Origin of the sequence: Shinella sp. G-2 (assembly GCF_050172695.1) — a bacterium.
In the GTDB taxonomy this organism is placed as follows: domain Bacteria; phylum Pseudomonadota; class Alphaproteobacteria; order Rhizobiales; family Rhizobiaceae; genus Shinella.
This window is the reverse complement of the sequence record NZ_JBBEYH010000004.1, coordinates 79,616-105,392: the sequence shown is the minus strand read 5'-3', so window position 1 is coordinate 105,392 and position 25,777 is coordinate 79,616. Positions and strand designations below refer to the sequence as shown.

General features: G+C 60.3%; 17 protein-coding genes, 1 tRNA gene and 4 pseudogenes. 7 read left to right on the top strand and 15 right to left on the bottom strand.

Going from position 1 to position 25,777, the window contains the following annotated elements; all coding sequences use genetic code 11:
• The first annotated feature begins 5 nt into the window (after positions 1-5).
• On the top strand, positions 6-182 hold the full coding sequence (locus V8U06_RS09565; RefSeq protein WP_427140445.1) for a hypothetical protein: 177 nt from the start codon (positions 6-8) through the stop codon (positions 180-182).
• A gap of 184 nt (positions 183-366) precedes the next feature.
• On the opposite strand, the gene V8U06_RS09560 is transcribed toward V8U06_RS09565, so the two are convergent.
• The 4 genes from V8U06_RS09560 to V8U06_RS09545 all read right to left on the bottom strand — a co-directional run bounded on the left by V8U06_RS09560 (position 367) and on the right by V8U06_RS09545 (position 4,390).
• Positions 367-1,422, bottom strand: a complete 1,056-nt coding sequence (locus V8U06_RS09560) for a sensor histidine kinase (protein WP_427140444.1) — start codon at positions 1,420-1,422, stop codon at positions 367-369.
• Positions 1,423-1,869 (bottom strand): response regulator, encoded by a 447-nt coding sequence (locus V8U06_RS09555; protein ID WP_427140443.1) that lies wholly within the window; start codon positions 1,867-1,869, stop codon positions 1,423-1,425.
• Positions 1,866-3,362 (bottom strand): sensor histidine kinase, encoded by a 1,497-nt coding sequence (locus V8U06_RS09550; RefSeq protein ID WP_427140442.1) that lies wholly within the window; start codon positions 3,360-3,362, stop codon positions 1,866-1,868. The genes V8U06_RS09555 and V8U06_RS09550 overlap by 4 nt, the downstream gene beginning before the upstream one ends.
• 128 nt (positions 3,363-3,490) lie before the next feature.
• A complete protein-coding gene (locus V8U06_RS09545) occupies positions 3,491-4,390 on the bottom strand; it encodes a DMT family transporter (RefSeq protein WP_427140441.1) in 900 nt (299 codons plus the stop codon).
• A 185-nt stretch (positions 4,391-4,575) separates the two neighbouring features.
• On the opposite strand from V8U06_RS09545, the gene V8U06_RS09540 reads away from it, so the two are divergent.
• Both V8U06_RS09540 and V8U06_RS09535 read left to right on the top strand, forming a co-directional pair.
• Positions 4,576-5,466 carry a DMT family transporter gene (locus V8U06_RS09540; RefSeq protein ID WP_427140440.1) on the top strand — a complete coding sequence of 297 codons (891 nt, stop codon included), beginning with the start codon at positions 4,576-4,578 and terminating at the stop codon, positions 5,464-5,466.
• 94 nt (positions 5,467-5,560) lie between these two features.
• Positions 5,561-6,223, top strand: a complete 663-nt coding sequence (locus V8U06_RS09535) for a S24 family peptidase (protein ID WP_427140439.1) — start codon at positions 5,561-5,563, stop codon at positions 6,221-6,223.
• Between the two features lie 17 nt (positions 6,224-6,240).
• On the opposite strand, the gene V8U06_RS09530 is transcribed toward V8U06_RS09535, so the two are convergent.
• From V8U06_RS09530 to V8U06_RS09500, 7 genes are all read right to left on the bottom strand, one after another.
• Entirely contained in the window at positions 6,241-7,122 is an 882-nt protein-coding gene (locus V8U06_RS09530; protein WP_427140438.1) for a transporter substrate-binding domain-containing protein, read from the bottom strand.
• Between the two features lie 161 nt (positions 7,123-7,283).
• Positions 7,284-9,299: a beta-galactosidase gene (locus V8U06_RS09525; RefSeq protein ID WP_427140437.1), complete on the bottom strand. Its 2,016-nt coding sequence runs from the start codon at positions 9,297-9,299 to the stop codon at positions 7,284-7,286.
• A 107-nt stretch (positions 9,300-9,406) separates the two neighbouring features.
• Positions 9,407-12,421 (bottom strand): aminotransferase class III-fold pyridoxal phosphate-dependent enzyme, encoded by a 3,015-nt coding sequence (locus V8U06_RS09520; protein WP_427140436.1) that lies wholly within the window; start codon positions 12,419-12,421, stop codon positions 9,407-9,409.
• An 11-nt stretch (positions 12,422-12,432) separates the two neighbouring features.
• Positions 12,433-13,104, bottom strand: a complete 672-nt coding sequence (locus V8U06_RS09515) for an SDR family oxidoreductase (RefSeq protein WP_427140435.1) — start codon at positions 13,102-13,104, stop codon at positions 12,433-12,435.
• Positions 13,085-14,740 carry an ABC transporter permease subunit gene (locus V8U06_RS09510; RefSeq protein ID WP_427140434.1) on the bottom strand — a complete coding sequence of 552 codons (1,656 nt, stop codon included), beginning with the start codon at positions 14,738-14,740 and terminating at the stop codon, positions 13,085-13,087. Before V8U06_RS09510 ends, V8U06_RS09515 begins: the two co-directional genes overlap by 20 nt.
• Positions 14,741-14,869: 129 nt before the next feature.
• On the bottom strand, positions 14,870-15,616 hold the full coding sequence (locus V8U06_RS09505; protein ID WP_427140433.1) for a transporter substrate-binding domain-containing protein: 747 nt from the start codon (positions 15,614-15,616) through the stop codon (positions 14,870-14,872).
• Positions 15,617-15,861: 245 nt separating this feature from the next.
• Positions 15,862-15,935 (bottom strand) — tRNA-Gly (locus V8U06_RS09500).
• A gap of 637 nt (positions 15,936-16,572) precedes the next feature.
• On the opposite strand from V8U06_RS09500, the pseudogene V8U06_RS09495 reads away from it, so the two are divergent.
• From V8U06_RS09495 to V8U06_RS09485, 3 genes and pseudogenes are all read left to right on the top strand, one after another.
• Positions 16,573-16,893 (top strand): annotated as a pseudogene (locus V8U06_RS09495) (integrase core domain-containing protein); the annotation flags it as partial.
• A 647-nt stretch (positions 16,894-17,540) separates the two neighbouring features.
• Positions 17,541-18,341 carry a class I SAM-dependent methyltransferase gene (locus tag V8U06_RS09490; protein ID WP_427140432.1) on the top strand — a complete coding sequence of 267 codons (801 nt, stop codon included), beginning with the start codon at positions 17,541-17,543 and terminating at the stop codon, positions 18,339-18,341.
• A 292-nt stretch (positions 18,342-18,633) separates the two neighbouring features.
• A pseudogene (locus V8U06_RS09485) lies at positions 18,634-19,577 on the top strand (IS630 family transposase).
• Between the two features lie 317 nt (positions 19,578-19,894).
• On the opposite strand, the gene V8U06_RS09480 reads toward V8U06_RS09485, so the two are convergent.
• The 3 genes and pseudogenes from V8U06_RS09480 to cysC form a co-directional block, all read right to left on the bottom strand.
• Positions 19,895-22,630 carry a glycosyltransferase gene (locus V8U06_RS09480; RefSeq protein WP_427140431.1) on the bottom strand — a complete coding sequence of 912 codons (2,736 nt, stop codon included), beginning with the start codon at positions 22,628-22,630 and terminating at the stop codon, positions 19,895-19,897.
• Positions 22,631-22,651: 21 nt separating this feature from the next.
• On the bottom strand, positions 22,652-24,052 hold the full coding sequence (locus V8U06_RS09475) for a polysaccharide pyruvyl transferase family protein (RefSeq protein ID WP_427140430.1): 1,401 nt from the start codon (positions 24,050-24,052) through the stop codon (positions 22,652-22,654).
• A pseudogene (gene cysC, locus V8U06_RS09470) lies at positions 24,003-24,581 on the bottom strand (adenylyl-sulfate kinase); the annotation flags it as partial. The gene V8U06_RS09475 and the pseudogene cysC, both read right to left, overlap by 50 nt.
• Positions 24,582-24,691: 110 nt before the next feature.
• Here cysC and V8U06_RS09465 point away from each other — a divergent pair.
• Positions 24,692-25,297, top strand: a complete 606-nt coding sequence (locus V8U06_RS09465; RefSeq protein WP_427140429.1) for a sulfotransferase family 2 domain-containing protein — start codon at positions 24,692-24,694, stop codon at positions 25,295-25,297.
• A 58-nt stretch (positions 25,298-25,355) separates the two neighbouring features.
• Here the strand turns inward: V8U06_RS09465 and V8U06_RS09460 are convergent.
• Positions 25,356-25,691: pseudogene (locus V8U06_RS09460) on the bottom strand (integrase core domain-containing protein); the annotation flags it as partial.
• Positions 25,692-25,777 lie beyond the last annotated feature (86 nt).

Below are 25,777 nucleotides of genomic sequence, written 5' to 3'. Positions count from 1 at the left end.
ACCCCATGCGCAAGATCATCGTTTCCGCCACCATCGCCCTCGTCGCCGCCGTTTCCTTCGCCGCCCCCTCGCAGGCCGGCTACTACAGCTACGACTACCAGCCCTATTGCTTCGTCAAGAAGGTGAAGTCCTACGACTACTACGGCAACGTCATCGTCAAGAAGATCCGCGTCTGCCGCTAACCGCCGGTTCCTGACCCGACTGACCTCCCCGAAGCCCCGGATATCCCCTGCATCCGGGGTTTTGCCATGCGCGTGCCCGTGGCTCCCGGGGACGGCGGCGAAGGATCGAATGGTGCGCGGATGTGGGGAAAAAACGCGAAACCGCCCGCACCGACTTTGCGGCAATGGTCCCGTTCGGGTGGCCCTAAGCGGGCCTTGCGACGTCCGCCATGCGCACCGTCAGTTCGGCGCGCGTGCCGAAGGCGCGGCTGACATAATCGAGTTTCGTGCCGAGGCTGGTCGCCATGGCGCCGATGATCTTGGAGCCGAGGCCGGTGCCGCGCACGGGGCCTTCGCCACGCCAGCCGATACCATCGTCCTCCACGAAGAGCATGGCGCTCTCCGGGTCGAGCCGGGTAAAGCCGACGCGCACCTCGCCGCCCGCCTCGCCATAGGCATATTTGAAGGCGTTGGTGACGAGCTCCGTGACAATGACGCCGAGCGAGACGGCCCGGTCTGTCGGCACGTTCAGCGGTTCCAGCGTGCGGCTGAGACGCACGTTGCGGCCCTGCCCCTTCATCGAGGTGTCGAGCTCGGAGAGCAACGTCGCGAGATAGGCGCCCATATCGACATGGCGCACGTCCTCGGAGGTGTAGAGACGGCGGTGGATGCCGGCGATGGCGGTGATGCGCGCCTGCGTCTCGGCCAGGGCCTCCTTCACCGCATCATTCGAAGCGCTCGACATCTGCAGACGGATGAGTGCGGCGGCAAGCGCCAGCGAATTGCCGACGCGGTGGTTCACCTCCGCCAGCAGGATTTCCGCACGCTCCTTGGCAAGCCGGATTTCCAGCTCGGCCTTGAGCTTGGCCCGCTTCAGTTCGGCATTTTCCAGCGCCTGCCCCAGGGCGTTGGCGAGCAACGGCATGAAATCGTCGCCGACCGACTTGATGACATAGTCCGCCGCCCCTGCCTTCAGCGCCTCGACGGCGACCTGCGCGTCGTTCGATCCCGTGACATAGACGACCGGCACCGCGCCAGGCGCATCGACGAGTTCCCGGAGCAGTGAAAGTCCCGTGCCCGATTGCAGGAAGTGATCGAGCACCACGGCGTCGAAGCCCGCCTCGGCGAACAGCGCGCGACCATGCTCGATGTCCTCGGCGTGCAGCACCTCGTAACCGGAACGGCCGAGCGCGCGCTGGGCAAGCCGCGCGAGGATCGGGTCGTCGTCGATATAGAGGATGCGGACGGGGCCTTCCTTCATTTACTGCGTCTCGGGAATCTGGATCACGGAGAAGAACAGGCCGAGCTGGCGGATCGCATGGGCGAAGCTTTCGTATTCCACCGGCTTGGTGATGTAGACATTGGCGCCAAGATCGTAGCAGCGCTGGATTTCGCGCTCGTCGTCCGTCGTGGTGAGGATGACGACCGGCAGGCGCTTGGTGTGGATATTGGTCTTGATCTTCTGCAGGATGTCGATGCCGGACATGTCGGGCAGGTTGAGATCGAGCAGGATCAGCAGGAACTTGCCGGCGCTGGCGAGCCCCGAGCGGTCCTTGCCGAGCACGAAGTCGAGCGCGTCCGTCCCGTTGGTGAAGGGCACCACTTCATTGTGCACGCCGGCGCGGCGGATATTCTTCTCGATGAGGCGCGCATGGCCCTCGTCGTCCTCGATCATGACGATGGTGACTTCCTTGCCCAGTCCGTTCATGCCTGCATACTCCTGACAACTTTGCTGAGGTCGGGCGGAAGGCGAAGCACGAAGGTCGTCCCCTGCCCGAGTTCGGATCGAACGACGATATCACCGCCAAGATTGCGCATCAGTGAACGCACATGGGCCAGGCCGATGCCTTCGCCGGGTTTGTCCTGCGTGCCCGAGCGGCGGAAGAGCTCGAAGACGCGTTCATGATCTTCAGGCGCGATGCCGCGGCCGTTGTCGGTGAACTCGACGACGAAGCCGGCGCGGCCGAGGCTGCGGGCGGTGACGGAAACGCGCAGCGGACGGCCGGGCGTCTGGTATTTGATGGCATTGTCGAAGAGGTTGCCGAACACCTGCTCCAGCGACAGCCGGTCGGAGATCACGGTCGGCAGGTTGTCGGCGATGGTGACCTCGCCGTCGGATTCGCCGACCTGATGACCGACGGCCGCCGCGCCGTTTTCGGCGAGCGCCTTGAGGTCCACCCGCTCGATCTTCAATTCCCGCCGCCCGTCGCGTGAGATCTTCAGGATGGCGTTGATGAGGCCGTCCATCTTCTTGGTGGAGGAGCGGATGAAGCCGATCGCCTCCGGCAGGTCCTCGGATGCCGCGCGGCGCGCCTCCAGGATATCGCCTTCGCTCGGCGTCTTGCCGTCGGCCAGCACATAGGCCTGGATGGAGGCGAGCGAGGCCTGCAGCTCGCTGGTGAAACCCATGATGTTGACGAGCGGTGCACGCAGGTCGTGCGTCACGATATAGGCGAAGCGCTGGACTTCCTGGTTGGCGCGGATCAGCTCCTCGGTACGCTCGTCCACACGCTTTTCCAGCGTGGCGTTCAGCGTCTCGACCTCGCGGCGGGCGAGGATGATGTCGCGGGTATATTGCGCGATGACGGCCGCCGCGCCGCCGAGCACGCCGATGATGGCGACGGCGCCGATCACCGTCGTCCATTGCAGCGCGCCGGCCGACCACAGCGTATCGACGACGCTCTCGCGCAGTTCGCGGTCGGCATCGTCCATGATCGCGCCGAGTTCGATGCGCAACTCGTCCATCAGGACACGGCCGCGGTCTGTCTTGACCTGGTTGATGGCATCGGCCTGACGGCCGGCCTCCACGGCGTCGACCGTCTCGGCCAGTTCCTTCAGCTTCTGTTCGACAAGGGCCTCGATCTTCGCAGTCCGCTCGGCATATTGGGGAAAGCCGCGGGTCTTTTCGAGAAAGGCCTTTTCCCGGTCGGCTACGGCGCGCAGCGCATTGTCATAGGGCGTGCGGAAGGCATTCTCACCCGTGATGATGAAGCCGCGCTGGCCCGTCTCGGCGTCCTTGAGGGTGGAGAGCAGGTCGGCGGCGGTGCTGCGGGCCTCGCGCACCTCGATGAAGCCGGTGAAGTAGGTCTGGACCTTGTTGACGAGCCACAGCGACGTGCCGACAATGCCGAGCAGCGAAAGCATGCCTGCAACCAAAAGGACGATCGTCGAGCGCACGAATGCGGCGTTCGATATCGGCATTCTATCTATCCCCCGCGTAGAGCCGCTTGTCGGATCGCGACAATATCGTTCTGCTTCGCACTTGCAACCAACCAGAGCGACGGAAACGGGAATTCTTTTGGTTGTTTCGCAACTTAGAACCGATTGGCTCAGGCCCGCAGGCGCTGGCGATTGTTGATCCGCTCGCTGGCGATGATGATCGTACCGGCGGAAAAGATCAGCGCCGCGCCGACCACGACATTCGATCCCGGCACGTCGCTCCAGATGAGATAACCGAGCGCGAAGGCCCAGACGAGCGAGGTATATTCGAAGGGGGCGAGCACCGAAACCGGCGCACGGCGCATGCCCTCGAACAGCGCGAACTGGCCGATGCCGGCCAGCAGCCCCGTTCCGGCCATCAGCGCAAGGTCCATCAGCGAGACCGGTTGCCAGACGAAAGGTACGGCGATGGCGGTGAACAACAGGAAGAAGCCGCTGGAAATGACCATCTGCACCTGCGTGCGCTCATGCAGCGCGGTCTTGCGCAGCAGCACGGAAGCGACGGCCCAGAAGATGGCGGCCTGCAGCGCGAGATAGACAGGCCAGGAGAGCGTGAGCCCCTTTGCCGCGATGCCGCAGGCGACGACCACGCCGACGAAACCGACGACAACGGCAAGCCAGCGATATCCCGGCACCTTCTCGCCGAGGATCGGCACGGACAGGATCGTCATGACGACGGGCGAGGCGTAGTAGAGCGTCGTCAGCTCGGCAAGGCCGAGGTCCCGCGCGGCGGTGTAATAGCAGAGCCAGGCTGCGAGCAGCAGCAGATTGCGCAGGAACAGTGGCTTCAGCACCGGCGAATGGCGCGCGGCGCGCATCAGCGGGCGGCCGCCGAAGACGAAGCAGAGCGAAAAGATCGTCACGCTGCGCACGAACAGGATCTGCCACACCGGCAGGGCGACGACGAGCCACTTCACCGACGCATCCTGCAACGAAAACAGGAAATAGGCGAAGGACGTCAGCAGGATGCCGGAAGAGACGGTCTTTTGCACGGAAGGGACCTCGAGCATGCGGCAGAGGCCGCACGCCCCTCTTGATAGCGCGCCTTTCGTTCCCGCGAAAGTGGCTGAAAATCACGGCCGAAAGGAAAACTTTCCTGCCACGGCGGCTCTGCCGCGCACCCCGCCGCAAAATGTCCGGTGCGGGGCAAGTTTCGACGTGCAAGGCGGGCGGGGTGGGTATATGCGCGGAGACCATGGATTCCAAACGACTCGGCTACGTCTTCACCCTGCTTGCGATCGTCATCTTCAGCCTGCAGGACGCCATCTCGAAACATCTCGGCAGCGCCTATCCGCCTGTCTTCATCGCCATGCTGCGCTTCTGGGCCTTCGGCGCCTTCGCCATGGCTTTGGGCGCGCGCAGCCCCGGCGGGTTGCGGGCGGCAGCGGTAACGAAACGGCCGGTCCTGCAGATCCTGCGCGGCGTGCTGCTCGCCGTCCAGATCGTCATCGGCATCACGGCCTTCAGCACCGTCGGTCTTGCCCACTCTCAGGCGGTGCTTGCCTCGGGGCCGATCTTCGTGGCGCTGCTTTCCATGCCGCTGCTCGGCGAGCGGGTGGGCTGGCGGCGCTGGACGGCGATCGGCGTCGGCCTCTGCGGCGTGCTGATCGTGATCAACCCGACCGGCAGCAGCTTCGACATGGGCGTCCTGTTGCCGCTTGCCGGCGCGCTGATGTTCGCGCTCTATGCCATCGCCACGCGTCTCGCCAGCCGCGACGACCCGGCCTCGACGAGCTTCTTCTATGTGGGCGTCGCCGGCGCGGCCGCGATCTCGCTGATCGGTCCGTTCTTCTGGACCAACCTTTCACCCACCGACTGGCTCTGGATGGGCCTGCTCTGCATCACCGGCATGTCGAGCCACTATTTCCTGATCCGCGCCTATGACCTGCTCGATGCCGCGGCCGTGCAGCCGCTCACCTACCTTCAGGTCGTGCTGGCGGCGATCATCGGGATCACCGTCTTTGGCGAAACGCTGAGCCTCAACATGGTCGTCGGCTCGATGATCGTCGTGGGGGCCGGCATCTTCACCATATGGCGCGAAAGCGTCGTGGCACGCCGGCGGGCGCGGACCGGAACAGGAATATAATCCTTCTTTCTTTACTCGCAAACCGACCTTCGCTATGCTCCCAGTCCTATCGGTCCGGCATCGGCCGGCCCGCGCCCTGGCAAGGTTTTACGACATGCTCTCCCACCACCGGATCTGGGCCGCGATCGACGCCCTTGCCGAGCGCCATCACCTCTCGCCATCCGGCCTTGCTCGCCGCGCCGGGCTCGACCCGACATCCTTCAACAAATCCAAGCGGCAGGGCGCCGACGGCCGTCAGCGCTGGCCCTCGACGGAATCCATTGCGAAGGTGCTGGAGGCGACGGGCGCCTCCGTCGACGCGTTCTTCATGGGATACGATCCCGCGCGCGACGTCGCGCTGGCGCAGGGCGGCCTTTCCCCGCAGACCAGCACCATTCCCCTGCTCGGCTTCGCCCAGGCCGGTGCAGGCGGCTTCTTCGACGACGGTGGCTTTCCGGCCGGCCAGGGCTGGGATGTGGTGGAATTTCCCGTTTCGCCGAATGGCAAGGCCGGCGTCTATGCGCTGGAGATCCAGGGCGACAGCATGCTGCCGCTCTATCGTGACGGCGATGTGCTGATCGTCGAGCCGGGCGCGCAGGTGCGCCGCGGCGACCGGGTGGTCGTCAAGACGCGGGAGGGCGAGGTCATGGCGAAGGTGCTGCACCGCCAGAGCCCGCGCACCATCGAACTCGTCTCGATCAATCCCGAGCACGCCAACCGCACGTTCGACATGGACGAAATCGACTGGATCGCCCGCATCATCTGGGCAAGTCAGTAAGCAATCCCTTACTTACATCAACCGCCATAGAGGTTGATCGGGAAGTAGCGCAGGTAGATTTCCTGCAGGCGGCCGCTGCGCGAGAGCGCGAGGAGCGCGTGGTCCACCGCACCGGCAAGGGCCGCATCCTCCTTGCGGAACATGAGGGTCAGCCCCTCGCCCAGGAACGTTTCCGACAGGAAGGGACCGTCGAACAGGCGGCAGCAGCCGGCCGATTCCGAGCCGCTCGTCCAGAAGGCGAGCTGCATGCCGTCGCCGAAGACAGCCTCCACCTTGCCGTCCTTCAACGCTGCCAGCAGCGCCGCCCGGTCCGCGAACGCCTCCGCCTGCACCCGCGGGAAGAAGGCTTTCAGCATGGCCTCATGTGCGCTCGCCGCCACCACGCCCACCCGTTTGCCATCGAGCGCGGCCGCCGTCTCCCCGGACGGCGCCGCCTTCTTGGCCACGGCGAAGCGGGCCGGCAGGCGCATGAACGGGCGCGAGAAGGCAAAGCGCTTGCGCAGGTCCGTCGTCACCGCAACGCCTGCGGCCACCGCTTCGCCATTGCCATCGGTCAGCGCCTTTTCCAGTTCCGGGAAGGTCACAGCCTGGATCTGGCATTTTTCCGTCAGGGCAAGCTCCCGGCAGATTTCCCGCACCAGATCGACATGGAAGCCCGCAAGCTTGCCCGTCTGATCGATGAAATTGAACGGCGGGAAATCCACCGTCGTCAGGAAGCGCAGCCGGACGATGCCGGATACATCCGGCCTGGCGATGCGCTCACGCGTGTCGAAGAGGATCGGCAGGTCGACGGGACCCCGTTCCTGGGCGGCAAGGCAAGCCGGATTTACCGCCGCCAGCAGCAAGGCCAGCGCAACAAGCCCGCTGGTTTTAAGGGATGAAATTCGGGTGTGCCGCATCAGGACCAACTTGGGTTTTCAGGTCGCGCCAGGACCGTGACGGCGCCCGCGACCTCAAGAATAACCCGAGGACAACGCTTTCGCCACCGCAATCGGCGTGTCCTGACGCAGCGCCCCGGACGGCGCGGACGGGGCGACCCGTCCGGTACCGGGCGGCGACTTCAGTCTTCCGTCCAGATGGCCACATCGACGGGCGCAAGTTCGCGCACCCCGACGAGGAAGCTTGCATTGGCAGCCGCCGGCACGGATGCGGGGCTGCTGCCATAGTTAAAGGCGAAATGAAGGCGACCGCGGCGGGCAAGGCGGAGATCGCCAAGGTCGGTGAGGCTCGCGACGCCGGCCCAGCCGAGCGTGTCGCCCATCAGCTTCGACAGGAACTCGCCGCGCGGCAGCGTGCCGACATAACGCGTCGCCTCATTGCCGATCACCGCCGGGGAACCGGTGCGGTGCGGTCCCTCGAACGTCGCAAGGACCGCCTCATTGGTGCGGATCAGTTCCCGCCAGCCGGTGATCGGATGACTCGTATTGCCATAGAGCACCGGCTCGCTGTGGAAGTCCGGCAGGGACTCGACGCGCGTCACGCGGAAATCGAGCAGGTCGGCGAGCGGGCCGGGCGGCAGGTCGGCAGGAATATGCATGTCGCGCGTCTTGCTGCCGCTGCGCGGGCCGAACAGGGCCTTCGCGCCGGAGGCCTTGAGGCGGGCGATGAAATCGGCATCCGGAATGACGAGGTCGGGCGCCAGCACCAGCCTGTAGCCGGAGAGATCGGAATGCTGGCCGATGAAATCGACATCGACGCCGAGACGGGCGACGGCCGAATACCAGTCGAGCGCGATGGCCGAGGCCGCATAGCCGCGCCCCTGCGGCAGGGCGCGGGTGGCAAAGCGCGATTCGTAATCCAGCATGATGGCGACGGCGGCCTTTTCGCGCACCTCGCCCTTCGGCAGGCGGGCCATTTCCTCGGCGACCTGCGCCACCTCCAGATAACCCTGGTCCACCTCGCTGTTCGACAAGAGCAGGCCGGCATGGAACTGTTCCTGTGCGAAGGGGGCCTGGCGCCAGCGGAAATAGGAGACCATGTCGACGCCGTGCGCATAGGCGAGCCACGTCCACAGGCGCACCATGCCATCGGCGGGCGACTGGTTGTGGGCGGCCCAGTTCACCGGTCCCGGCTGCTGCTCCATGACCCAGACCCGGCCACGGCCGACGGCGCGGTAGAGGTCGTGGTTGAAGGCCGGCTGGTCCGGATCGCCGACGCGCAGGTAGCGCGCCTTGTCCTCGGGGCTGAGGCGGCCATTGATGAGCCCGCCCATGGGATAGACATCCCAGGAGGCGATATCGATATCCTCGCCGAGCTTGTGATGGTCGAAGTCGGTGTTCTGCGACATGAAATTGTGCGTCACCGGGCGGCCCGGCGAATGCTGCCGGATGAGATCGACCTGCGCCTTGTTGAAGCTCTTCACCTGATCGGAGGAGAAGCGGAAGTAATCGACGAGATGGGTCGGCGTCGGCTCTTCCACGAGGTTGTTCGGCAGGTCCACCTCGCCGAAGCCGTTATAGTGCATGCTCCAGAACTGCGTGCCCCAGGCGCGGTTCATCTCCTCAATGGTGCCGTAGCGCGCGGCAAGCCATTCGCGGAAGGCGCGCCCCGCCTCGTCGGAATAGCTGTGAATGGTATCGTGGTCGCCATATTCGTTGTCGGTCTGCCAGGCGTGCACGAAGGGATTGTCGCCATAGCGGCGCACCATGGCCTCGGTGATGCGGGCGGCCTCGAGGCGGTAGCGGCGGCTCGAGAAGCAATAGTGCCGGCGCGCGCCGAACTTGCGCACGACGCCCCCGACATCGACCGGCAGGATATCCGGGTAGCGGTCGACCAGCCACTTCGGCGGGGCGGCAGTGGGCGTGCCGAGGATGACCTTGAGGCCGGCGCAGCCGAGCACCTCGACGGCCTCGTCCAGCCATTCCCAGTGGAAGACGCCGGATTGCGGCTCGATATGCGACCAGGCGAATTCGCCGATGCGCACCCAGGCAAGGCCGAGCTCGACCATGCGGCGAGCGTCTTCGTCCCATTTCTCGCGCGGCCACTGTTCCGGATAGTAGCAGACGCCAAGCTCCAGCATGCCGGCATCCTGATGGGCGGCGTCGAAGCGGTTCTGTCGGGTAAGCGGCTTGTGCACGGGTCTTGTCCTTGTCATTCACGGCACCTTGGCGAGCGCCGCTTTCGTCACGATTGCAATATAAACGTTTATATCGCGCGTCAAACCTCTTTCGAGGCGCTATGTCCTCAGCGCGCGAGCGCGCCGAGGGTTTCGTCTAGGGCAGCGAGGAAGCGGTCGCAATCCGCCGCGCTGAAGGGCGCCGGCGGCTTCACCTTCAGGACATTGTGATGCGGGCCTTCACTGGAGAGCAGGATGCGGTGCTTGCCCTTCATCTCGGCGATGACGACATCGAGTTCCGCCGCCGCCGGCTCCAGCGTCTCACGGTCGCGAACGAGTTCGATGCCGTTGAAGAGGCCGTAGCCGCGTACGTCGCCGATGATCGCATGACGTTCGGCCAGTGCCCTGGCGCCATCCATCAACCGGTCGCCGACCGTCCTGCAATGGTGCATCAGGCGCTCGTCCCTGATGACGTCGAGCACGGCAAGGCCGATCTCGGCGGAGACGGGATTGCCGCCGAAGGTGTTGAAATATTCCATGCCGTTGGCGAAGGCGGCGGCGATGGCCTCCGTGGTGACGACGGCGGCCATGGGATGGCCGTTGCCGATCGGCTTGCCCATGGTGACGATGTCGGGGACGACGCCCTGCGTCTCATGCGCCCACATGTGGCTGCCGACGCGGCCGAAGCCGACCTGCACCTCGTCTGCAAGGCAGAGGCCGCCGGCCGCCCGGATATGGGCATAGGCTTCCTTCAGGTAATTTTCCGGCAGGGTGAGCTGGCCGCCGGTGCCCAGGATGCCTTCGCTGAAGAACAGCGCCGGGCGGCGGCCTTCCGCCGCCAGCGCCTCGACCTGCCGGCGCACGTCCTCGGCGTATTTTCTCCCGGCATCTCCGTCCCCGTAGCGGAAGCGGCCGCGATAAAGATCAGGCATTTCGGCGACGCGCACATGCGGCGGGCAGCCCTCGCCGCCCTTGCCGGCGAACTTGTAAGGGCTGACGTCGATGAGGCTCGACAGATGGCCGTGATAGGCATGGTCGACCGTTATCACATCGCGGTTGCCGGTATAGGCGCGAGCCAGGCGGATGGCGAGGTCGTTCGCCTCGCTGCCCGAATTGACGAAGAAGCAGACGTTCAGCGGGTCGGGAAAGAGCGCGGCGAGGCGGCGGGAATATTCCACCAGCGAATCGTGCAGGTAGCGCGAATTGGTGTTGAGCCTTGCCATCTGCATCTGCGCCGCCCGGACGACGCGCGGATGGCAATGGCCGATGTGGCAGACATTGTTGACCATGTCGAGCCAGCGGTTGCCATCCGCGTCGATGAGGTGCGCACCCTCCCCGCCGACGATCTTCAGCGGCGCGGCGGAATAGGCGATGGAGAGCGAACGGCCGATGCGGCGATGGCGCTCGCGTACCAGGAAATCCTTGTCGCGCGCCACGATCACGGAAGCGGGCGTGGCAAAACCGAAGACCACGCTCGGATCCGGGCTCACCGCCCGCCAGACCTGCCAGTGATCGCCGACGCCGACGCCATGCATGCGGCCTTCGAGGCCGAGGTGATCGGTGACGACCTGGAAATGCAGGTGGGGCGACCAGTTGCCGTTTTCCGTGGCCGCACCGAAGGCGGCGAAGGCCTCGCCCCTGGCGATGGCCTGCCCCAAAGAGAGCTTCTGGACGCCCTGGCGGGAGAGATGCCCATAGAGCGTCCAGAAGACATCGCCCTCATCGGTGCGATGTTCGAGTAGAACCGTCGGGCCGAAGCCGAAGGCGACGGCGTCGTCGTGGATGAAGGCGACCTTGCCGGCAAAGGGCGCATGCACCGGCTCGCCGGCCGGTGCGAAGAGGTCGATGCCGAGATGCACCGTTCGGCGCGCACCGGCCGAGCCGGTCTCGTAGGCATCGCCCTTGTAGACGGCGCGGTCCTCGCCGTAGAGGCCGATGGCGAAATCCGCGCCGGCCTCGGCGACACGCGCCTCGATCAGCCGCTCGGCGCCGTCCGCATCCAGCGCGGACCAGTCCGGCCCCGCCGCCGTGAGATCGAGAGCAAGCACCCTGGGCTTTGCGGTGCCCGGGCGGATGACGGCGGCGAAATCGTGGGCATTGCGCTCCAGCCAGCGCTCGAGGCGGGGCGCATGTGGAACCGGCGCGAAGCCGCAGGCATCGCGGATGCGGGCGATGGCGAGCGCGCGGTTCTCCTGCTGCAGGCGGCGAAGCTCGCGCCAGACATCCTCCTGGCTGACCAGAAGATAGGTATTGTCCGGGTTGTCACGGATTTGTCTCGCGGCCATGCACATGCTGACGGCATAACGGGTGCAGACGAGATCGAAGACAAGCTCCGCCTCCGTTGCGCTGATAGCGTTGACGGAATGATAGGCGGCGGCAAGACGGGCAATGGTCTCGACAGGATCGGCCGCGCCAATCAGCACATAGGCGCTGGCGACGGCGATCTCGACCACGCGGAACGTCTCGACCATATCGCCGAAATCGAGCAGGCCGCTGACGCGCCCGCCGGCATCGAGCAGGACATTGTAGTCGTTGGCATCGTTGTGGATGACCTGGCGCGGGCAGGCCTGAAGGCGCGGCAGCACCGCGGCGGCGAAGCGCTCCAGAATGGCCGCGACGGCCGCCTGCTTTTCCGCGTCGTCGATGAAGCGGAGGTTTTCCAGATGCATGTCCGCCCGGCCGATATCCCAGGCATAGAGGCGCTTTGCGCCGGCGTGCGAGAAGCCCTGGAGGCTGCGGTCGAGCGCACCGAGTAGGCCGCCCAGCGTCGAAACGCTTTCTTCATGGCGCGTGGCGGCGCGCGACCAGACGTCGCCCGACAGCCAGGTGAGCAGACGCGCGGTGCGCGGGCCGCGGATATCGGTGGCAAAGGACTGCCGGCCCATCCGGTCGGCGAGGGCGCGCGAGACCGGAAGACCGGGCGCCGTGTCCGCGAGATGATCGAGCACGGCGATCTGCATGGCGAGATCGTCCGCATCGCCCGGCGCGTGCAGCTTCAAGAGATAACGCGTGCCATCCGCCGCCTCGACGCGGTAGTTGAGATCGTGTTCGCCCGGCAGCGGCGTGATGGCCCCGGCGATGCCATAGCTTTCCCGCAGCAAGGCTTCGATTGCCGCCGTCTCGTCCTGCCGTGCGTCGGTCATGCCTGTCTCCATTACCATGCTACCGTTCGGCCGTCATAGGCCCGGAAACTGCCGCTTTCGGCCAGTGTCGTGGCGTCGATCAGCGCCTTGAGGCCGGCGGCGCTTTCCGCAACGTCGACGGCCGCCTCTTCACCGCCCATATCCGTGCGCACCCAGCCTGGATGCAGCGAGATGACGGCGATGCCGTCGCGGCGGAAATCCTGCGCCAGCTTCACCGTCGCCATGTTCAGCGCCGCCTTGGAGCAGCGATAGGCATAATCGCCGTCTTCGTCATCGAGCGTGCCTTCGGCAAGCGAGCCGGCGCGGCTGCTGATATTGACCAGCACCTTGCGGCCACCGGCGCGAAGGTTCGGCCGCAGCGCACGGGCCAGAAGCAGCGGGGCGAGCGCGTTGATGCGCATGACCTCGAGGAAATCGTCCGTCTCGAGCGACTCGAGGCCGCCGGTATCGCCGCGGACCGCGGCATTGTTGATGACGATGTCGATCGGCTCACCCTCCAGCCTTTCGCCGAGCGCCGCGATGGAAGCCGGGTCGGCGACGTCGAGCGGCACATCGCCGCCCTGCCGCATGCAGGCGATGACGCGGCAGCCCGCCGCGGCGTAGAGTCCGGCCAGCGCCCGGCCGAGGCCGCGCGAGGCGCCGGTGACGAGGACCGTGCCCTTCTCAGCGGTGTTTGACGTCATATTTCTTCTCGATCAGGCTGATGAGGCTTGCCGCCGCGAGCGTCAGCAGGATGTAAAGGATCGCCGCGGAATTGTAGGGCGCGAAAGGCAGGAAGCTTGCCGACTGGAACTCGCGCATGCGCTGGGTGATGTCACGGATCGACAGGATCGACAGCAGCGACGTGTCCTTGAGGATGGCGATCAGCTCGTTGCCGAGCGGCGGGATGACGATGCGGAAGGCCTGCGGCAGGATGACGAGCCGCGCCGTCTGCCAGCGGTTAAGCCCGAGGCTGCCGGCCGCCTCGATCTGCCCCGCGGGAATGGCATTGATGCCCGAGCGGAAGATTTCGGCGAGATAGGCGGAGTAGGCGATGGCCATGGCGACGATGCCGCGCACGAGGTTCGGCGGATCGAAGACGCCCGCCGTCGCATCCTTCAGCGCGCCCGACAGCGGCAGGCCGACATAGAGCACGATGACCAGCATGGGGATGCCGCGGATCGTATCCACCACGAATTCCGAGCCGACCGACAGCGGATGGCGGCCATGCAGGAAGCCGCCGAAGGTGAGCAGGCCGATGGCGATGGCAACGACGGCGAGCGTGATGCCGACCGCGCGGTCGCGGTCGTTCAGCGCCTCGACCTGCCAGAGGCGCGGCCAGTCGGCGGGAACGGCGGCGGCGGGCAGCAGCGCGCCGCTGACATCCTCCTTCTTGCCGATGGCCTCGATGGCCTGTTCGGGCGTGACGAAGGTGCGCACCGGCGTTTCGGTCGTCGGGCCGCCCTCATACTGACCGAAGCGCACGGCGCTGATGAGACCGGACGGCGTGTTGGTGACGATGCCGACCTTGCCCTCCAGCGTGCCCGTAAGCACGTAGCCGTCGCGCGGCTGCAGCAGGAACCAGGCGGAGAGCAGGGCGAAGACGACCGTCATCGCGGCGAAGACGAGGAGGCTGCCACGCGTATAGCGCAACTTGAGGAGGCCGACCCAGACGAGGCCGAGAATGGCCGCGAGAATATAGGCGGCGATGGCGGCGCGGATGGTCGTGGCAAGGCCGGAGGCGAAGGCGAGATGGGCAAAGAGGAGAACGAAGACGAGGCCCGCGCCGTTGACGAGGCCGAGCAGCCAGGCGCCGGCCCGGCGCAGCGGGCTTTCGGCCGGAACGGGCGCGCGGCTGCCGGCGAAGGTGAGGCCGAGACCGGCGACGAGCAGCGCCGCATAGGCCGGCCAGAGCCAGGCCTCGACGCCGCGCACCATGAGATCGGCGGCCTCTGTCAGCTGGCGCGGCGTGACGCCCTTGACGACGAGATCGGACTTGAAGGAATCGACCCCGTTCGCCACCACGGAGGCCATGAAGGGATGGACGAGGTCGCCGGCAACGATGGCCGCCGTCGCCAGCAGGCCGGCAAGGCCGACGGCAAGCGTCAGGCGCGGCCGCGCCACCTTGGCCCGCGACAGGACCAGCACGGCGAAACCGGCGGAGAAGGCCGCGGCGAGCAGCAGGAAGCCCGGGACGAAAGCGCCCGAGCCCGGCTCGATGCCGAGAATAGCGCGCAGCGCCCGCTGGTAGTCGCCCGAGGAGGCGAAAAGATAGACGATGAAGGGCAGCGCGGCGAGGATGACCAGATTGCTGGGCCTCACGCTTCTGACGAACGACATTCCGGCCTCCGCCATAGGCCGCTTCCGCAAAGCGGAAGGGGCCTATTTCCAGTTTCATGCGCTCCGAACGCGTGCCGGAACTGTTTCAGGAATGAATGGGGCGCCCGCGGGACGCTCCCGGAAGACCTCTTACTTGAGGCCCCAATATTTGGCGATCAGCTTGTCGAGCGTGCCATCGTCCTTGATCGCCTTCAGGCCTTCGTTGAAGGCAGCGACATTCTCGTCGCCCTTGCGGAAGACGAGGCCGAGCGGATCGGATTCGAGATCCTTGATGGAGGCGACGAGTTCGCCGGCGAATTCGCGCTCATAGGCGGCGGCATTCGCGCCGTTGATCACGACGCCGTCGACGTCCTTGTTCTTGAGCGCGATGATCGCGGCGCTGAAGCTGTCATAGGCGACGACGTTTTCCTTGCCGACGACGCCTTCGGCGACCTGCGCGTCCGTCGTGTTGGCCTGGGCGGAGAGCTTCTTGCCTTCGGCCTTGAATTTGTCGAGCGTGATGCCCTGGTCCTCGGCGCGCGTCAGCACAGCCTGGCTGTTGACGATATAGGGATCGGAGAAGTCCATCGCCTTCTTGCGCTCTTCGGTGATCGAGACGCCGGACGCGACGAGATCGAAATTGCCCTGGTCGAGCGCGGCGAAGATGCCGTCCCAACCGGTCGTCACGAATTCGGCCTGGCAATTGATCTTGGCGCAGATGGCGTTCACGACATCGATATCGAAGCCGACGATCTGGCCGCTCGCTGGATCGATGCTTTCCATCGGCGGCGAGGTCGTGTCGGACCCGACCTTCAGGAGCTTGCCGCCGAGATCGGCCGCATGGGCACCGCCCGCCATGAAGGCGGCCAATGCGAGCGTTGCAACGAATTTCCTCATCTCTTCCTCCTCAACCATCGGCGCCGCCACAGACGACAGACGCTCGACAAATTCCTTCAGGCGCCCCGAAAACGGCACCCCTCCCCACTTTTCGAAGGAACGGTAACAAGGAATATAAACGTTTTCAAGAAGAAATATAAACGTTTTTATTTTGAAATCATTATGCAGCGCAGGACGATCCACCCTAGACAAAACTGGAAGTAGAATGCGGGGGAAACGACGAAAGGAAAACAGGACCGGGCGGCTGGAGCGGGTAGCGGGAATCGAACCCGCGCGTTCAGCTTGGGAAGCTGACAGGCTACCATTACATCATACCCGCAGGGCAGCGCCGAGGGCGCATCCATTCAACAGTTCGAGGGGCGTGTCAAGGCGAAGGGAAGATGAGGCAAGGTGCCGAAGACAGAATACAATCGAATTTTCCGGTAAAAGATCGCCATATTGTTTGCAATCACAATACCTCACTTTTGCCCTTCCAGCCTTGAATCACCGATGAAAGACTTCGGTGCTTCCCAAAAATGTCAGCGAGAATTGCCCCACTCAAAACAGTGAGTACTCCAAGCCCGCCTTCGCCAATCACGAACTCCGTCCCAACGATGCTTTTTAGCGCGCCTTAGCACTCATTTCTGCCGGCCCATCGCTGAAGCAGCTATCAAATGTCTCGTTTCTTGATGGTAGTATAATTACCTAGTGACTGAGCGTCGACCTTCGCTCCATCCACACTAGAGAAGAATTTAGTCGATTTCCTGCGACGCTAGCTGCCTGATCCCCAAAAACTGGACCGTTCATAACTGGAGTTTTCCGCGGTAATTTCCCAGCTGGGAACAGGCGCGGAGCATGAAAGCATCGAAGTTTTCGGACGCCCAGAAGGCGCTTATTTTTAAGCAAGGCAACGATGGCGTGCCAGTGGCAGAGATCTGCCGGAAGGCGGATATCAGCCAGGCATCTGCCGGAAGGCTGGCTATCCCAAAACGGTCAGGGTGGACAATGGTAGCGAATTTATCTCCCGTGATCTGGACCTTTGGGCCTATGCCAACAACGTCACCCTGGACTTCTCGCGACCCGGAAAGCCGACCGACAACGGCTTCATCGAGGCGCTCAACAGTAAGCTGCGGTCCGAATGCCTGCACGCCCACTGGTTTCTGAGCCTTGCGGATTCGCGCAAAAAGTTGGAGACTTGGCGTCGATACTACAACGAAGAACGTCCTCGCTCCGCGATCGGGTATAACGTCCCGATTGCCCTGCACAATCCCGGTGGCGCAACCAGCCCGTCAGCGTGATCAGAGCCGGAAAACTCCAACTCACGGCGGTCCAAGCTTTGGGCTCAGAGCATTTGTAAAATATATTCGTCAAGTTCTGCTCCATTTTAATGGAGCAGAAGGTGCTTTGTCATGATGCGGCTTGCCACTAGGGGAGACGAAGTTGATCTATATCTTCACTGTAATTTATTTGGTAGTTCGTACTTCCTCCGGAAAAACATTAGTATTATAATTACGGAGAACTTCTGTTTTTCAATCTTAGTAAACATCTTTGATCAGCGTCATAGTATTCAATTAATTATCTGTTTTTATGTGTTTTGTCGAATTAATACTTATACCTGAATTACATATTTGAGAATTATTCTAAGATACCGTCGCTGTTTGTCGTATGCTGCAAGACCTGTCGCTAATTTTCCGAATCGCCGACTTGTAAGCCTCAAACGCCGTCTCCTGATGGTTCTTCATCGTTTGAGCCCGTCATGGATGGCGCAAATTTCTGCGTATAGTAGCCCAGGCAGGTCGCTGGCTGGTTGAAGTGATAAAAATACCGCCGCGGACGGTGAGCATCGGAACGTGGTGGAACTTCCCAGTTGGCAAGTCTTCCTGTAGAAAGCAGCTCGGAACTCGTTTCAATTATCAGTCGAATAGTGGCTTGGGAGAAAACTCAGTTGCAGAATACCTTTCAAAGCTACCTGCAAGAGATCATGAAAAATGGCGGGGCCATTCTCACTAAATCACTGAAGTCGTGGCGTGCCGGCATCGACTATGAGACTAATTTCTGGGAGAGCTGGTTCAGCACGAGGGGTTTGGAATGGCCAGAAGATTACATTAACCGGCTTCAGCCACAGGAAATGCCTGACTGGATCCAGAATCTACTTCCAACTAATCAAAGCTTCTTTAGGATTCTTGATGTCGGCTCAGGCCCAATCACAAAGACTGGTCAGATCATTCCGGGGAGATCCGTAGACATTACGGCGACCGATCCGTTGGCGCGCCACTACGATGCGATAATGGAAAAGTTCGACGTGGCTCCGCCGCTAAGAACGACATTCTCCTTTGCTGAGGACCTGAGTGCTCGGTTTCCGAACGACCATTTCGATCTTATTCTCTGCACGAACGCGCTTGACCACGCTATTGAACCCGTGTGGGGGATTGTCGAAATGCTTATATGCTTGAAGATTGGCGGATTAGTGTATCTAGGTCATCGACGAAACGAAGCAGAATTTGAAGATTACTCCGGATTTCATCAGTGGAATTTCGACGAAGTAGAGGGGTCGTTTATCGTCTGGAACAAAGAGCGCCGGATAAATGTCACCGAACTTCTGAGCGGCTTTGCCGCGGTGGCTACCACGCTACATGGTGATCATATCGGTGTGAACATCGTCAAAAATCAGGGCTTGCCGATTGATGCCCATGACTACCAACGCCAAGCGCGGGCGACTTTACTCGGCTGCTTGTTCAGTCTCTGAAGCTTTAAATGTTCTATTTGTTGAAAGTCGTCCATTGAGGCGGCTTGATGTATGGTTCGTGTCTCTTTCCGTCGCCATCTAAAGTGGTATCCATGCGACTTTCTAAGAGGGCAGCGGCTTTTGTGCGCGATTGAAGGCTTCTTGCCGCGTTACTATCTCTTTACGGTGAACTGGCGTAGGAGGGGCCGGCCGGGATCAAACACCTAGAGCCCGTCCGGGTATCGATGAATCGATTGTGATGTGACGCGCGGGCTGATTTTTGCTTCAACATCCGCTTTGACGGAGGTTGTTTATGGCCAGAGCGCTCAGCGAAGATTTGCGGCTGCGTGTCTTGAAAGCTGCGGGTGAAGGGGCATCGGCCCGGCAGGCGGCATCCCGATTTGGTGTTGGAATATCGAGCGCGATCCGCTGGATCGCACGGGCGAAGATCGGCGAACTGACACCGCGACCCCAAGGGCGACGGCGCGGCTCGCGCCTTGACGGATATGCAGACTTCATCATCGGGATGATTGAAGAGCGCAAGGACATCACGTTAAACGAAATGGTCGAGCGCCTCGATACGGAACGCTCTATGCGCATTGGCCGAAGCGCCTTGAGCGACTGGCTTGGCGGACACGGGTGGACGTTCAAAAAAAGTCCGCACATGCACTGGAGCAAGACCGCCCCGATATCCTGAAGAGCCGTCGCGCCTGGTTCGACAGCGAACCCGATCTCGATCCGGCCAAGCTGGTCTTCATCGATGAGACCGGCCTGTCGACCAAGATGGCGCGCTTCCGCGGCCGTGCGCCCTGCGGTGAGCGCCGTCGGGCCGGTGTGCCGCACGGCCATTGGAAAACCACCACTTTCACCGGCGCATTGCGCCTGACGGGCATGACCGCTCCGTTCGTATAGGACGGTGCCATGAACGGCAACGTGTTCCGCGCCTATGTCGAGCAGGTGCTGGTTCCGTGCCTTGCGCACGGCGATGTCGTCATCATGGATAATCTGCCCGCCCATAAAGCCGCCGGCGTACGCGACGCCATCGAAGCGGCGGGCGCGGGCCTGCTCTACCTGCCACCTTGCAGTCTCGACTTTAACCCCATCGAAAACGCATTCGCAAAGCTCAAAGCGTTGATGCGGGCAAGGGCCGAACGAACCATCTCCACTCTCTGGAACGCAGCCAGCTCCATCATCGAACTCTTCACCCCCGCAGAATGCGCCAACTACTTCAGGGCAGCAGGATATGAACCGGATTAAACCGGACGGGCTCTAGTGCGACAATTACTATAGCTTCCAAGGCAAATTTCCATCTCCGCGATGCCGGCGTGGCGTAGCAGAGAGCGTTTTCCTCTATAGCAAAGATCATAGAGCGACACGGTGTTGTGCGTGCGCCCAAGAAGAGTGATCCGAATACCTGTCAAGTGACAGGTAAAAACCACAACCTCACCTCTACGAACAACCTGACAGTACAGTAGCGGCTCCTCTAAGGTGTAGCTCAGTGACTATCGCGTTTAGTTAAAAGAGCCGGGTGCTTGCCGCGTGAACGGCAAGCTACCCGGCCCCCGGTCTGACAGCTACCTTTGAGATTGAATGGAGAAGTCCCGTGGTCTCGCTGAGCATCTAACTCCCAAAATGTGGATTTTTGCTTCAATCAGAGGAAGGTGCATAATGAACCGAGGCTCTGCTTGAGGTATCTCCTCCCAGTTTTCCGGTACTCTGAATTCGAACTTCAATGTTTGGCTGCCTATCGATTCGTACGGCTGTTCGTCGCTATCGCGCATTGAAATGTCATCTTGTTTTCTGATGATCGCGCTTCCGGAAAGTGGTTCCCTACTAGACAGGTCAAGCTCAACTTGGACACCTCCTTGACGTTCAAGGTCGAAACGATTGAGGCCAATTTCAAGGCTAATCCACCTGCTGCCGCCTGTATTCTTGATGTCTAGAGTGGCCGTGGAATCCTCCATAACCTCCCACTCAATGGCCGTTTCTTCCAATTCTTCAAAGCCCAAAGAGAGAGAAAAGAAATTAGTAGTGTAAGGCGTCGCCTGGTATTTTCCGGCTGGAAAGCCTTTGCTGTCAGCGGAGAGCGACGGGATGCGGCCTAGGGCTGTACTCAAGTCGAAGACGGCGTCGAGGTCAATTTTTCGGGGCCTCGCGATGGGAAGATTCGCGCAATGCCATGCCGCCGCCGCACGAGGAGCTTTTACAGCTTTCGCGTAGTTTTCCAAAGCTTGGAAACGCCCCAATGAGTTTGACCTGTGCGCTCGTATTGCTTCGAAATGGTCACTTAGCGGCGATTGCTTCTCAAGCCACTCCGTGCGTCCCTGGACCCCACTGTTAGTTTCTTGAGCGGCAACGCAACTGATCATATCGTGCCAAGCCTGAGGGTCTTTAGTGATATCAACCACGCTTAAAACTCGGGTGAGATTTGCCATTGCAGGTGTCGATGACACCATGCTTGGGCGATCAACCTCATATAGGTAAAGGGGTTCAGGTAGCGCCTCTACGCGATATCCTTCCTGTACAGCACGGGTGTAAAGCTCGAAATCTTCGAAGCCTACCCCCTTCAGTTCCGAATATCCTTTAAGACTATCGAACACGGAGCGAGGAATTAACGCGGTCGCCGTGCTAAGATAATTGCCGAATGGCATCAATGATATCGGCCCACCGCTGACGAAGTAGCTCACCCTTTGTTGGAATTTCTCCAGGCAAATCAGCGCTTCGCCGCGTCTCCGTTCCTCCATTGCCAAGTTTAGCGGCGCGATAATTGCCTCCGGCTTGTTGCCGGCCGCGACAACCAAGGTTTCAATCATGTGCGGTAGTGCGAGATCATCGTCATCCAAGAATACTAAGTATTCGGATTTAGTCTCGCGCGCAATTGTGTTGCGTGCTGCACCTAAATAACCGTTTTGCTGGATGATAACCTTGCCACCAGACGGCGCTATTAACCTCTCCACTCGTTTCAGTGCGGCGATAGCCTCCGGGCTCTTGGAGCCGTCATCCAGAACAACGACTTGCGTGTATGGATAGGTTTGGTCAAGTGCACTGAACACTGCCTGGACAAGCTTTTCAGGGCGCTCGAAATGTGTGATGCCGAGCACGACACGAGGAGGCTCGGCCTTTAGTGGGGGCGAAATCGCCGGAGCAACGTTGCTTTGGCGATGTAAGTTCAACCACTTACGCTCAACCTCAAGATTGTTTGTTGCCGGATATGTCGGGTGAAGGCGGTTTTCGATTGCGGCAGAGATTTTCGTTGCAAGGTCAACAGCACTTCCATCAAAAAGCATCTGATCGTGCCGGTCGCATGGCACCAACTCCTTCGCACCACCGTGCCTCGATGTGATCAACGGGACGCCGAGAGCCAAGCTCTCCAGCACCGTATACGGCGAGTTTTCCTGTGATGATGGTATGACGACGAGTGGGGCGTCTGCCTCCGACATATAGTCCGTGGCTCTGTCGCGCGAGAAGTTGGAGAGGATGCGGATTTCAAAATCCCACTTCTTCGCGCGATCAGTAAGATAGATCTCTGAAGGCACCTCATTAAGTGTGGACGGTTGTCCCAGGAACGTCACCCGAATGTTCCGCGCCGCAAGGTTGTCGCGCAAAATGTCCAACGCGTCACAAAATGTTGTAAGGCCCTTTCGAAACTCGTGCCGTCCGAACATTATTATTTCGCTGATCTGCTCGCCGCGGTCGGCGTCTTCACGTCGCTTGAGAGTTGACGCTAGATTAGGGATGACTTTACCCTTTCTTGCCGCAGCCAAACCGTGCTCGACAAACCAATCAAGCAGATATTGACTTGGGCTCACGACATGGTCTGCACCCTCAATGCAACGGCATTCCATAAAATCTACGAGCAGGTGATTTTGATGTGCTAGCGGAGAGGAGTTTGATGTTAGCGCCCATCTCGTCGATCCGTGAGTTTGAACGACGATAGATGTCTCGTTGAAGTAATTAAGGAGACGTTTCGCTTGGATGGCATAGAAACCTATTCCACCGTACTCCGCAAAATGTATGAAGTCATAGACAATCGTGCAGTTCAGAAGCGTCTTGTAGATCGCGTAGGAGCGCCCGAGAGGCGACCCAAAGTCCCATACAAATTCGCTGGAGTCGACAAATTGGACTTTGATCCCTTTTTCTCTGTATTGTGATACAATCTTGTCAGCATGCATTGGTCTAGCGGCCGCATACAGTATATCGACGCTAAAGCCGTTTCTCGAAAGCGTGTATGACAGCTCCTGGAAAGCCGTTCCTATGCCGCCCGACGGACCTAAGCCGGGAAGCTCATTTGTGACCAGGCATACCTTCATTTTATCCAAGTCCTTATGAGGTCAGGAGGTGGGCTCTACGGGCAAGATAGCCCCATTTTCCACCGCTTTGCGTTCTTCGTGGGTTCGGTCACCCCGTACCCTTAGTTCAATTTCTCGCATGAAGTCTGACTTCGATATATCACCGGAAATGAAGTCTCGCGTGAGCAGCGCGACAAAAGAACTGATAGATTTTTGCCTCTGTTGAGACCCGTTTGTTGGGCTACTAGCAAGGTTCTTCGTCTTAAGTCCATTGGATTCGAGGAAATTTTTGTAGGTGGTCATCCTACTGGAATACGTTTTCTCGAAGGCTGAAAAATCAGTCATGTCGAAAAGTTGTTCTGGCGTAAGTAAACCGTTGAAACGTTCGAAAGGTAGATGGGGTAAATTAAGATACTCGCAGAGTTCTCGAGTTCTCGTGTCAAATGGCATATTTAACGCTGGCGTACCCGCCTGAATAGCTGCCATGTTTCCATGGAAACGCGCGCCATAGACGAAATCGAAGCCCTCCATCGCTGATATCCACTCAGTCATTCCGAAGAATACCAATGCCTTGCGTTGAAGCCACCTCACAACGTCTTCTGGGGAAGCGAAGCCATACGAGTAATAGCTGACCCTACCCTCGGAGTTTTGCTCGGCTTTACCGCTGGCGAAAGCTTCGTTGATGAGCGGTATCATCCATTTTTCAGATTGAATGACATAGCTGGCGTCATGCGTGATCGCGTGCTTGAAAAGCGCTCCCACTTTGTCTCGGAAGAAGCCTTCAGGCGTACAGTGAACCGCCAATCTTTCAAGTTTAGCAGGTGCCGGGCGGATGGGCTTGCGCCCAGACCAGTATGCCGTTGGGCAGCCGATCACATCGACGTTCTTGATGCCGTATCCGGCCAAGACCTCGGCTGTGAAATATCCACGCACACCGATAGTTGTGCCTTTTTCGGCCAGAAGGTGAATGAAGCGGAGTGTGCCGTCCGTGAGGGGGACATGGTCGGTATACTCATAGGCCTGTGCCCCAGCACCAACCATTACGATTTTCTCTACGGATTTGGCTTCGATCTGTTCGGCAAACCAGCCAAGATCAGTCGCAGGGCTTAAAAAGTTCGACATGGATAGAACCAGCGTGCCATAAGCTTCCGGCAGGTCCTCGAAGCTGTAGACGGTTCGAGCCTCCTCGAGGTGGTCGGCAAGAGCTTCTTCAAAGAAGTAATTGCCCGTGTTTGCGACTGCGGAGGCGAAGCGGTCTTCTAAGCTCGCGTTGGGGTCTACAGACTGCGTGCTGCGCAGGAAATACGTTTCAGAGCTCAGGGCAACCTCCCATAGTTTTCCGGTTTTCTCTAGTCGTGGCTTAGTACTATGTCCATCCTGCTTGATAGCTTGATCATCTCCATCGAGTTTCGAGCGAATTGAACAAATGCTCGGCGATAGCATCTGGTGTGGTTTCCGTTGTCACGAGTCTTATTTGCGGCCAGTTCGGCTCCTCATATGGGGAGTCCAAGCCTGTAAAGTCGCGAATTTTCCCAGCAAGGGCGAGTTTGTAAAGCCCTTTAGGATCGCGCTTAATGCACTCCTCTAATGGAGTGTCCACGAATATCTCCACGAATTCAGCGCTCTTAATAAGATCACGAGCGACTTCTCGTTGCGCTCGTAGCGGAGAGATAGCAGAAACTAGAACGACGAGTCCGGCATCAGCCATTAGGTTGGCTACTTCGGCAATTCGCCGAATGTTCTCGTTGCGGTCATCGATGGAAAAGCTGAGATCGCGATTCAGTCCGTTCCGTACGTTGTCGCCATCAAGCAAATAGGTATGCCTCCCGGCGAGATGCAGCAGTTTTTCCAAGTGATTAGCGATCGTTGATTTGCCAGACGCCGATAGCCCTGTGAACCAAAGGACGCATGGTCTCTGATTCTTAAGCGCTGCCCTTGCGCTGCGGTCAACCGCCATAGCCTGCCAAAATACTTCCAAGGCGTCACTCCAGATTTAGGCAAAAAATTTCAATTGTGTGGGAGGTAGATAGCCTAGTATGTCATCTCAACGCGAGAGGGAAACTGCAAGAGCGAGAGAGTGCGATGCCGTTCATCGAAGTGCCATTCGGTCGAGTGCTGTTTATCCACATCCCGAAAACAGGGGGAACCTCGATTGAGGGCTGGATGTCGTCGCTGGCAACCTTACGATTGAAAGCTGCCGGTTTCCCCGCTGTGGCGAAAACAACACCTCAGCATTTTCGGATGCATGACATCCGCTTTATGCTCGGCGAAGGTTTTTTCGATTATACGTTTACCTTCAGCCGCGATCCATATTCGCGGATAGAAAGTGAATATCGGATGCGTGCGCATCTTGGGAAGCAAGGTTTTTGGGGGCAGTACCCAACCTTCTCGAATTGGCTAGAAGACATGTTAACGCGAGCGAAGCACGACTCATTTTTCCTCGATAATCACCTGCGCCCGCAGTGGGAGTTCATAGGGTCTGGCGTCGAAGTTTTTAAGTTCGAGGATGGTTTATTGTACGGGATTTCGAAAGTTGCAGAAAAGATCGGAGTGGAGGTGCCTGGGGAAATTCCTCACGAGCTTCCCGTAAAAAAAGACCTGTACCCGGTTGAATGGGATTTGTCAGATCGCCTGAAGGTTCAAGAGTTTTATCGAAAGGATTTCGAGATTTTCGGCTATGATTTGTAGCATGTGTGCTCTGAACCCAAAGCTTGGACCGCCGGGAGCTGGAGTTTTCCGGCTCTGATCACGCTGACGGGCTGGTTGCGCCACCGGGATTGTGCAGGGCAATCGGGACGTTATACCCGATCGCCGAGTGAGGACGTTCTTCGTTGTAGTATCGACGCCAAGTCTCCAACTTTTCGCGCGAATCCGCAAGGCTCAGAAACCAGCGGGCGTTCAGGCATTCGGACCGCAGTTTACTGCTGAACGCCTCGATGAAGCCGTTGTCGGTCGGCTTTCCGGGGCGCGAGAAGTCCGGGGTGACGTTGTTGGCATAGGCCCAAAGGTCCAGATCACGGGAGATAAATTCGCTACCATTGTCCACCCTGACCGTTTTGGGATAGCCAGCCTTCCGGCAGATGCAGATTTACCGCCAGGACATATATTCTGTATGACCCGCAAGAACCAAAGGATATCCTGAATTTCTCGTCCGGCAAATGGCGCCCG

Bases quoted from the DNA above. Each gene is read 5' to 3' on its own strand.
- V8U06_RS09565 (WP_427140445.1), top strand. From the start codon at position 6: ATGCGCAAGATCATCGTTTCCGCCACCATCGCCCTCGTCGCCGCCGTT.
- V8U06_RS09560 (WP_427140444.1), bottom strand. From the start codon at position 1,422: ATGAAGGAAGGCCCCGTCCGCATCCTCTATATCGACGACGACCCGATC.
- V8U06_RS09555 (WP_427140443.1), bottom strand. From the start codon at position 1,869: ATGAACGGACTGGGCAAGGAAGTCACCATCGTCATGATCGAGGACGAC.
- V8U06_RS09550 (WP_427140442.1), bottom strand. From the start codon at position 3,362: ATGCCGATATCGAACGCCGCATTCGTGCGCTCGACGATCGTCCTTTTG.
- V8U06_RS09545 (WP_427140441.1), bottom strand. From the start codon at position 4,390: ATGCTCGAGGTCCCTTCCGTGCAAAAGACCGTCTCTTCCGGCATCCTG.
- V8U06_RS09540 (WP_427140440.1), top strand. From the start codon at position 4,576: ATGGATTCCAAACGACTCGGCTACGTCTTCACCCTGCTTGCGATCGTC.
- V8U06_RS09535 (WP_427140439.1), top strand. From the start codon at position 5,561: ATGCTCTCCCACCACCGGATCTGGGCCGCGATCGACGCCCTTGCCGAG.
- V8U06_RS09530 (WP_427140438.1), bottom strand. From the start codon at position 7,122: ATGCGGCACACCCGAATTTCATCCCTTAAAACCAGCGGGCTTGTTGCG.
- V8U06_RS09520 (WP_427140436.1), bottom strand. From the start codon at position 12,421: ATGACCGACGCACGGCAGGACGAGACGGCGGCAATCGAAGCCTTGCTG.
- V8U06_RS09515 (WP_427140435.1), bottom strand. From the start codon at position 13,104: ATGACGTCAAACACCGCTGAGAAGGGCACGGTCCTCGTCACCGGCGCC.
- V8U06_RS09510 (WP_427140434.1), bottom strand. From the start codon at position 14,740: ATGTCGTTCGTCAGAAGCGTGAGGCCCAGCAATCTGGTCATCCTCGCC.
- V8U06_RS09505 (WP_427140433.1), bottom strand. From the start codon at position 15,616: ATGAGGAAATTCGTTGCAACGCTCGCATTGGCCGCCTTCATGGCGGGC.
- V8U06_RS09480 (WP_427140431.1), bottom strand. From the start codon at position 22,630: ATGAAGGTATGCCTGGTCACAAATGAGCTTCCCGGCTTAGGTCCGTCG.
- V8U06_RS09475 (WP_427140430.1), bottom strand. From the start codon at position 24,052: ATGCTATCGCCGAGCATTTGTTCAATTCGCTCGAAACTCGATGGAGAT.
- V8U06_RS09465 (WP_427140429.1), top strand. From the start codon at position 24,692: ATGCCGTTCATCGAAGTGCCATTCGGTCGAGTGCTGTTTATCCACATC.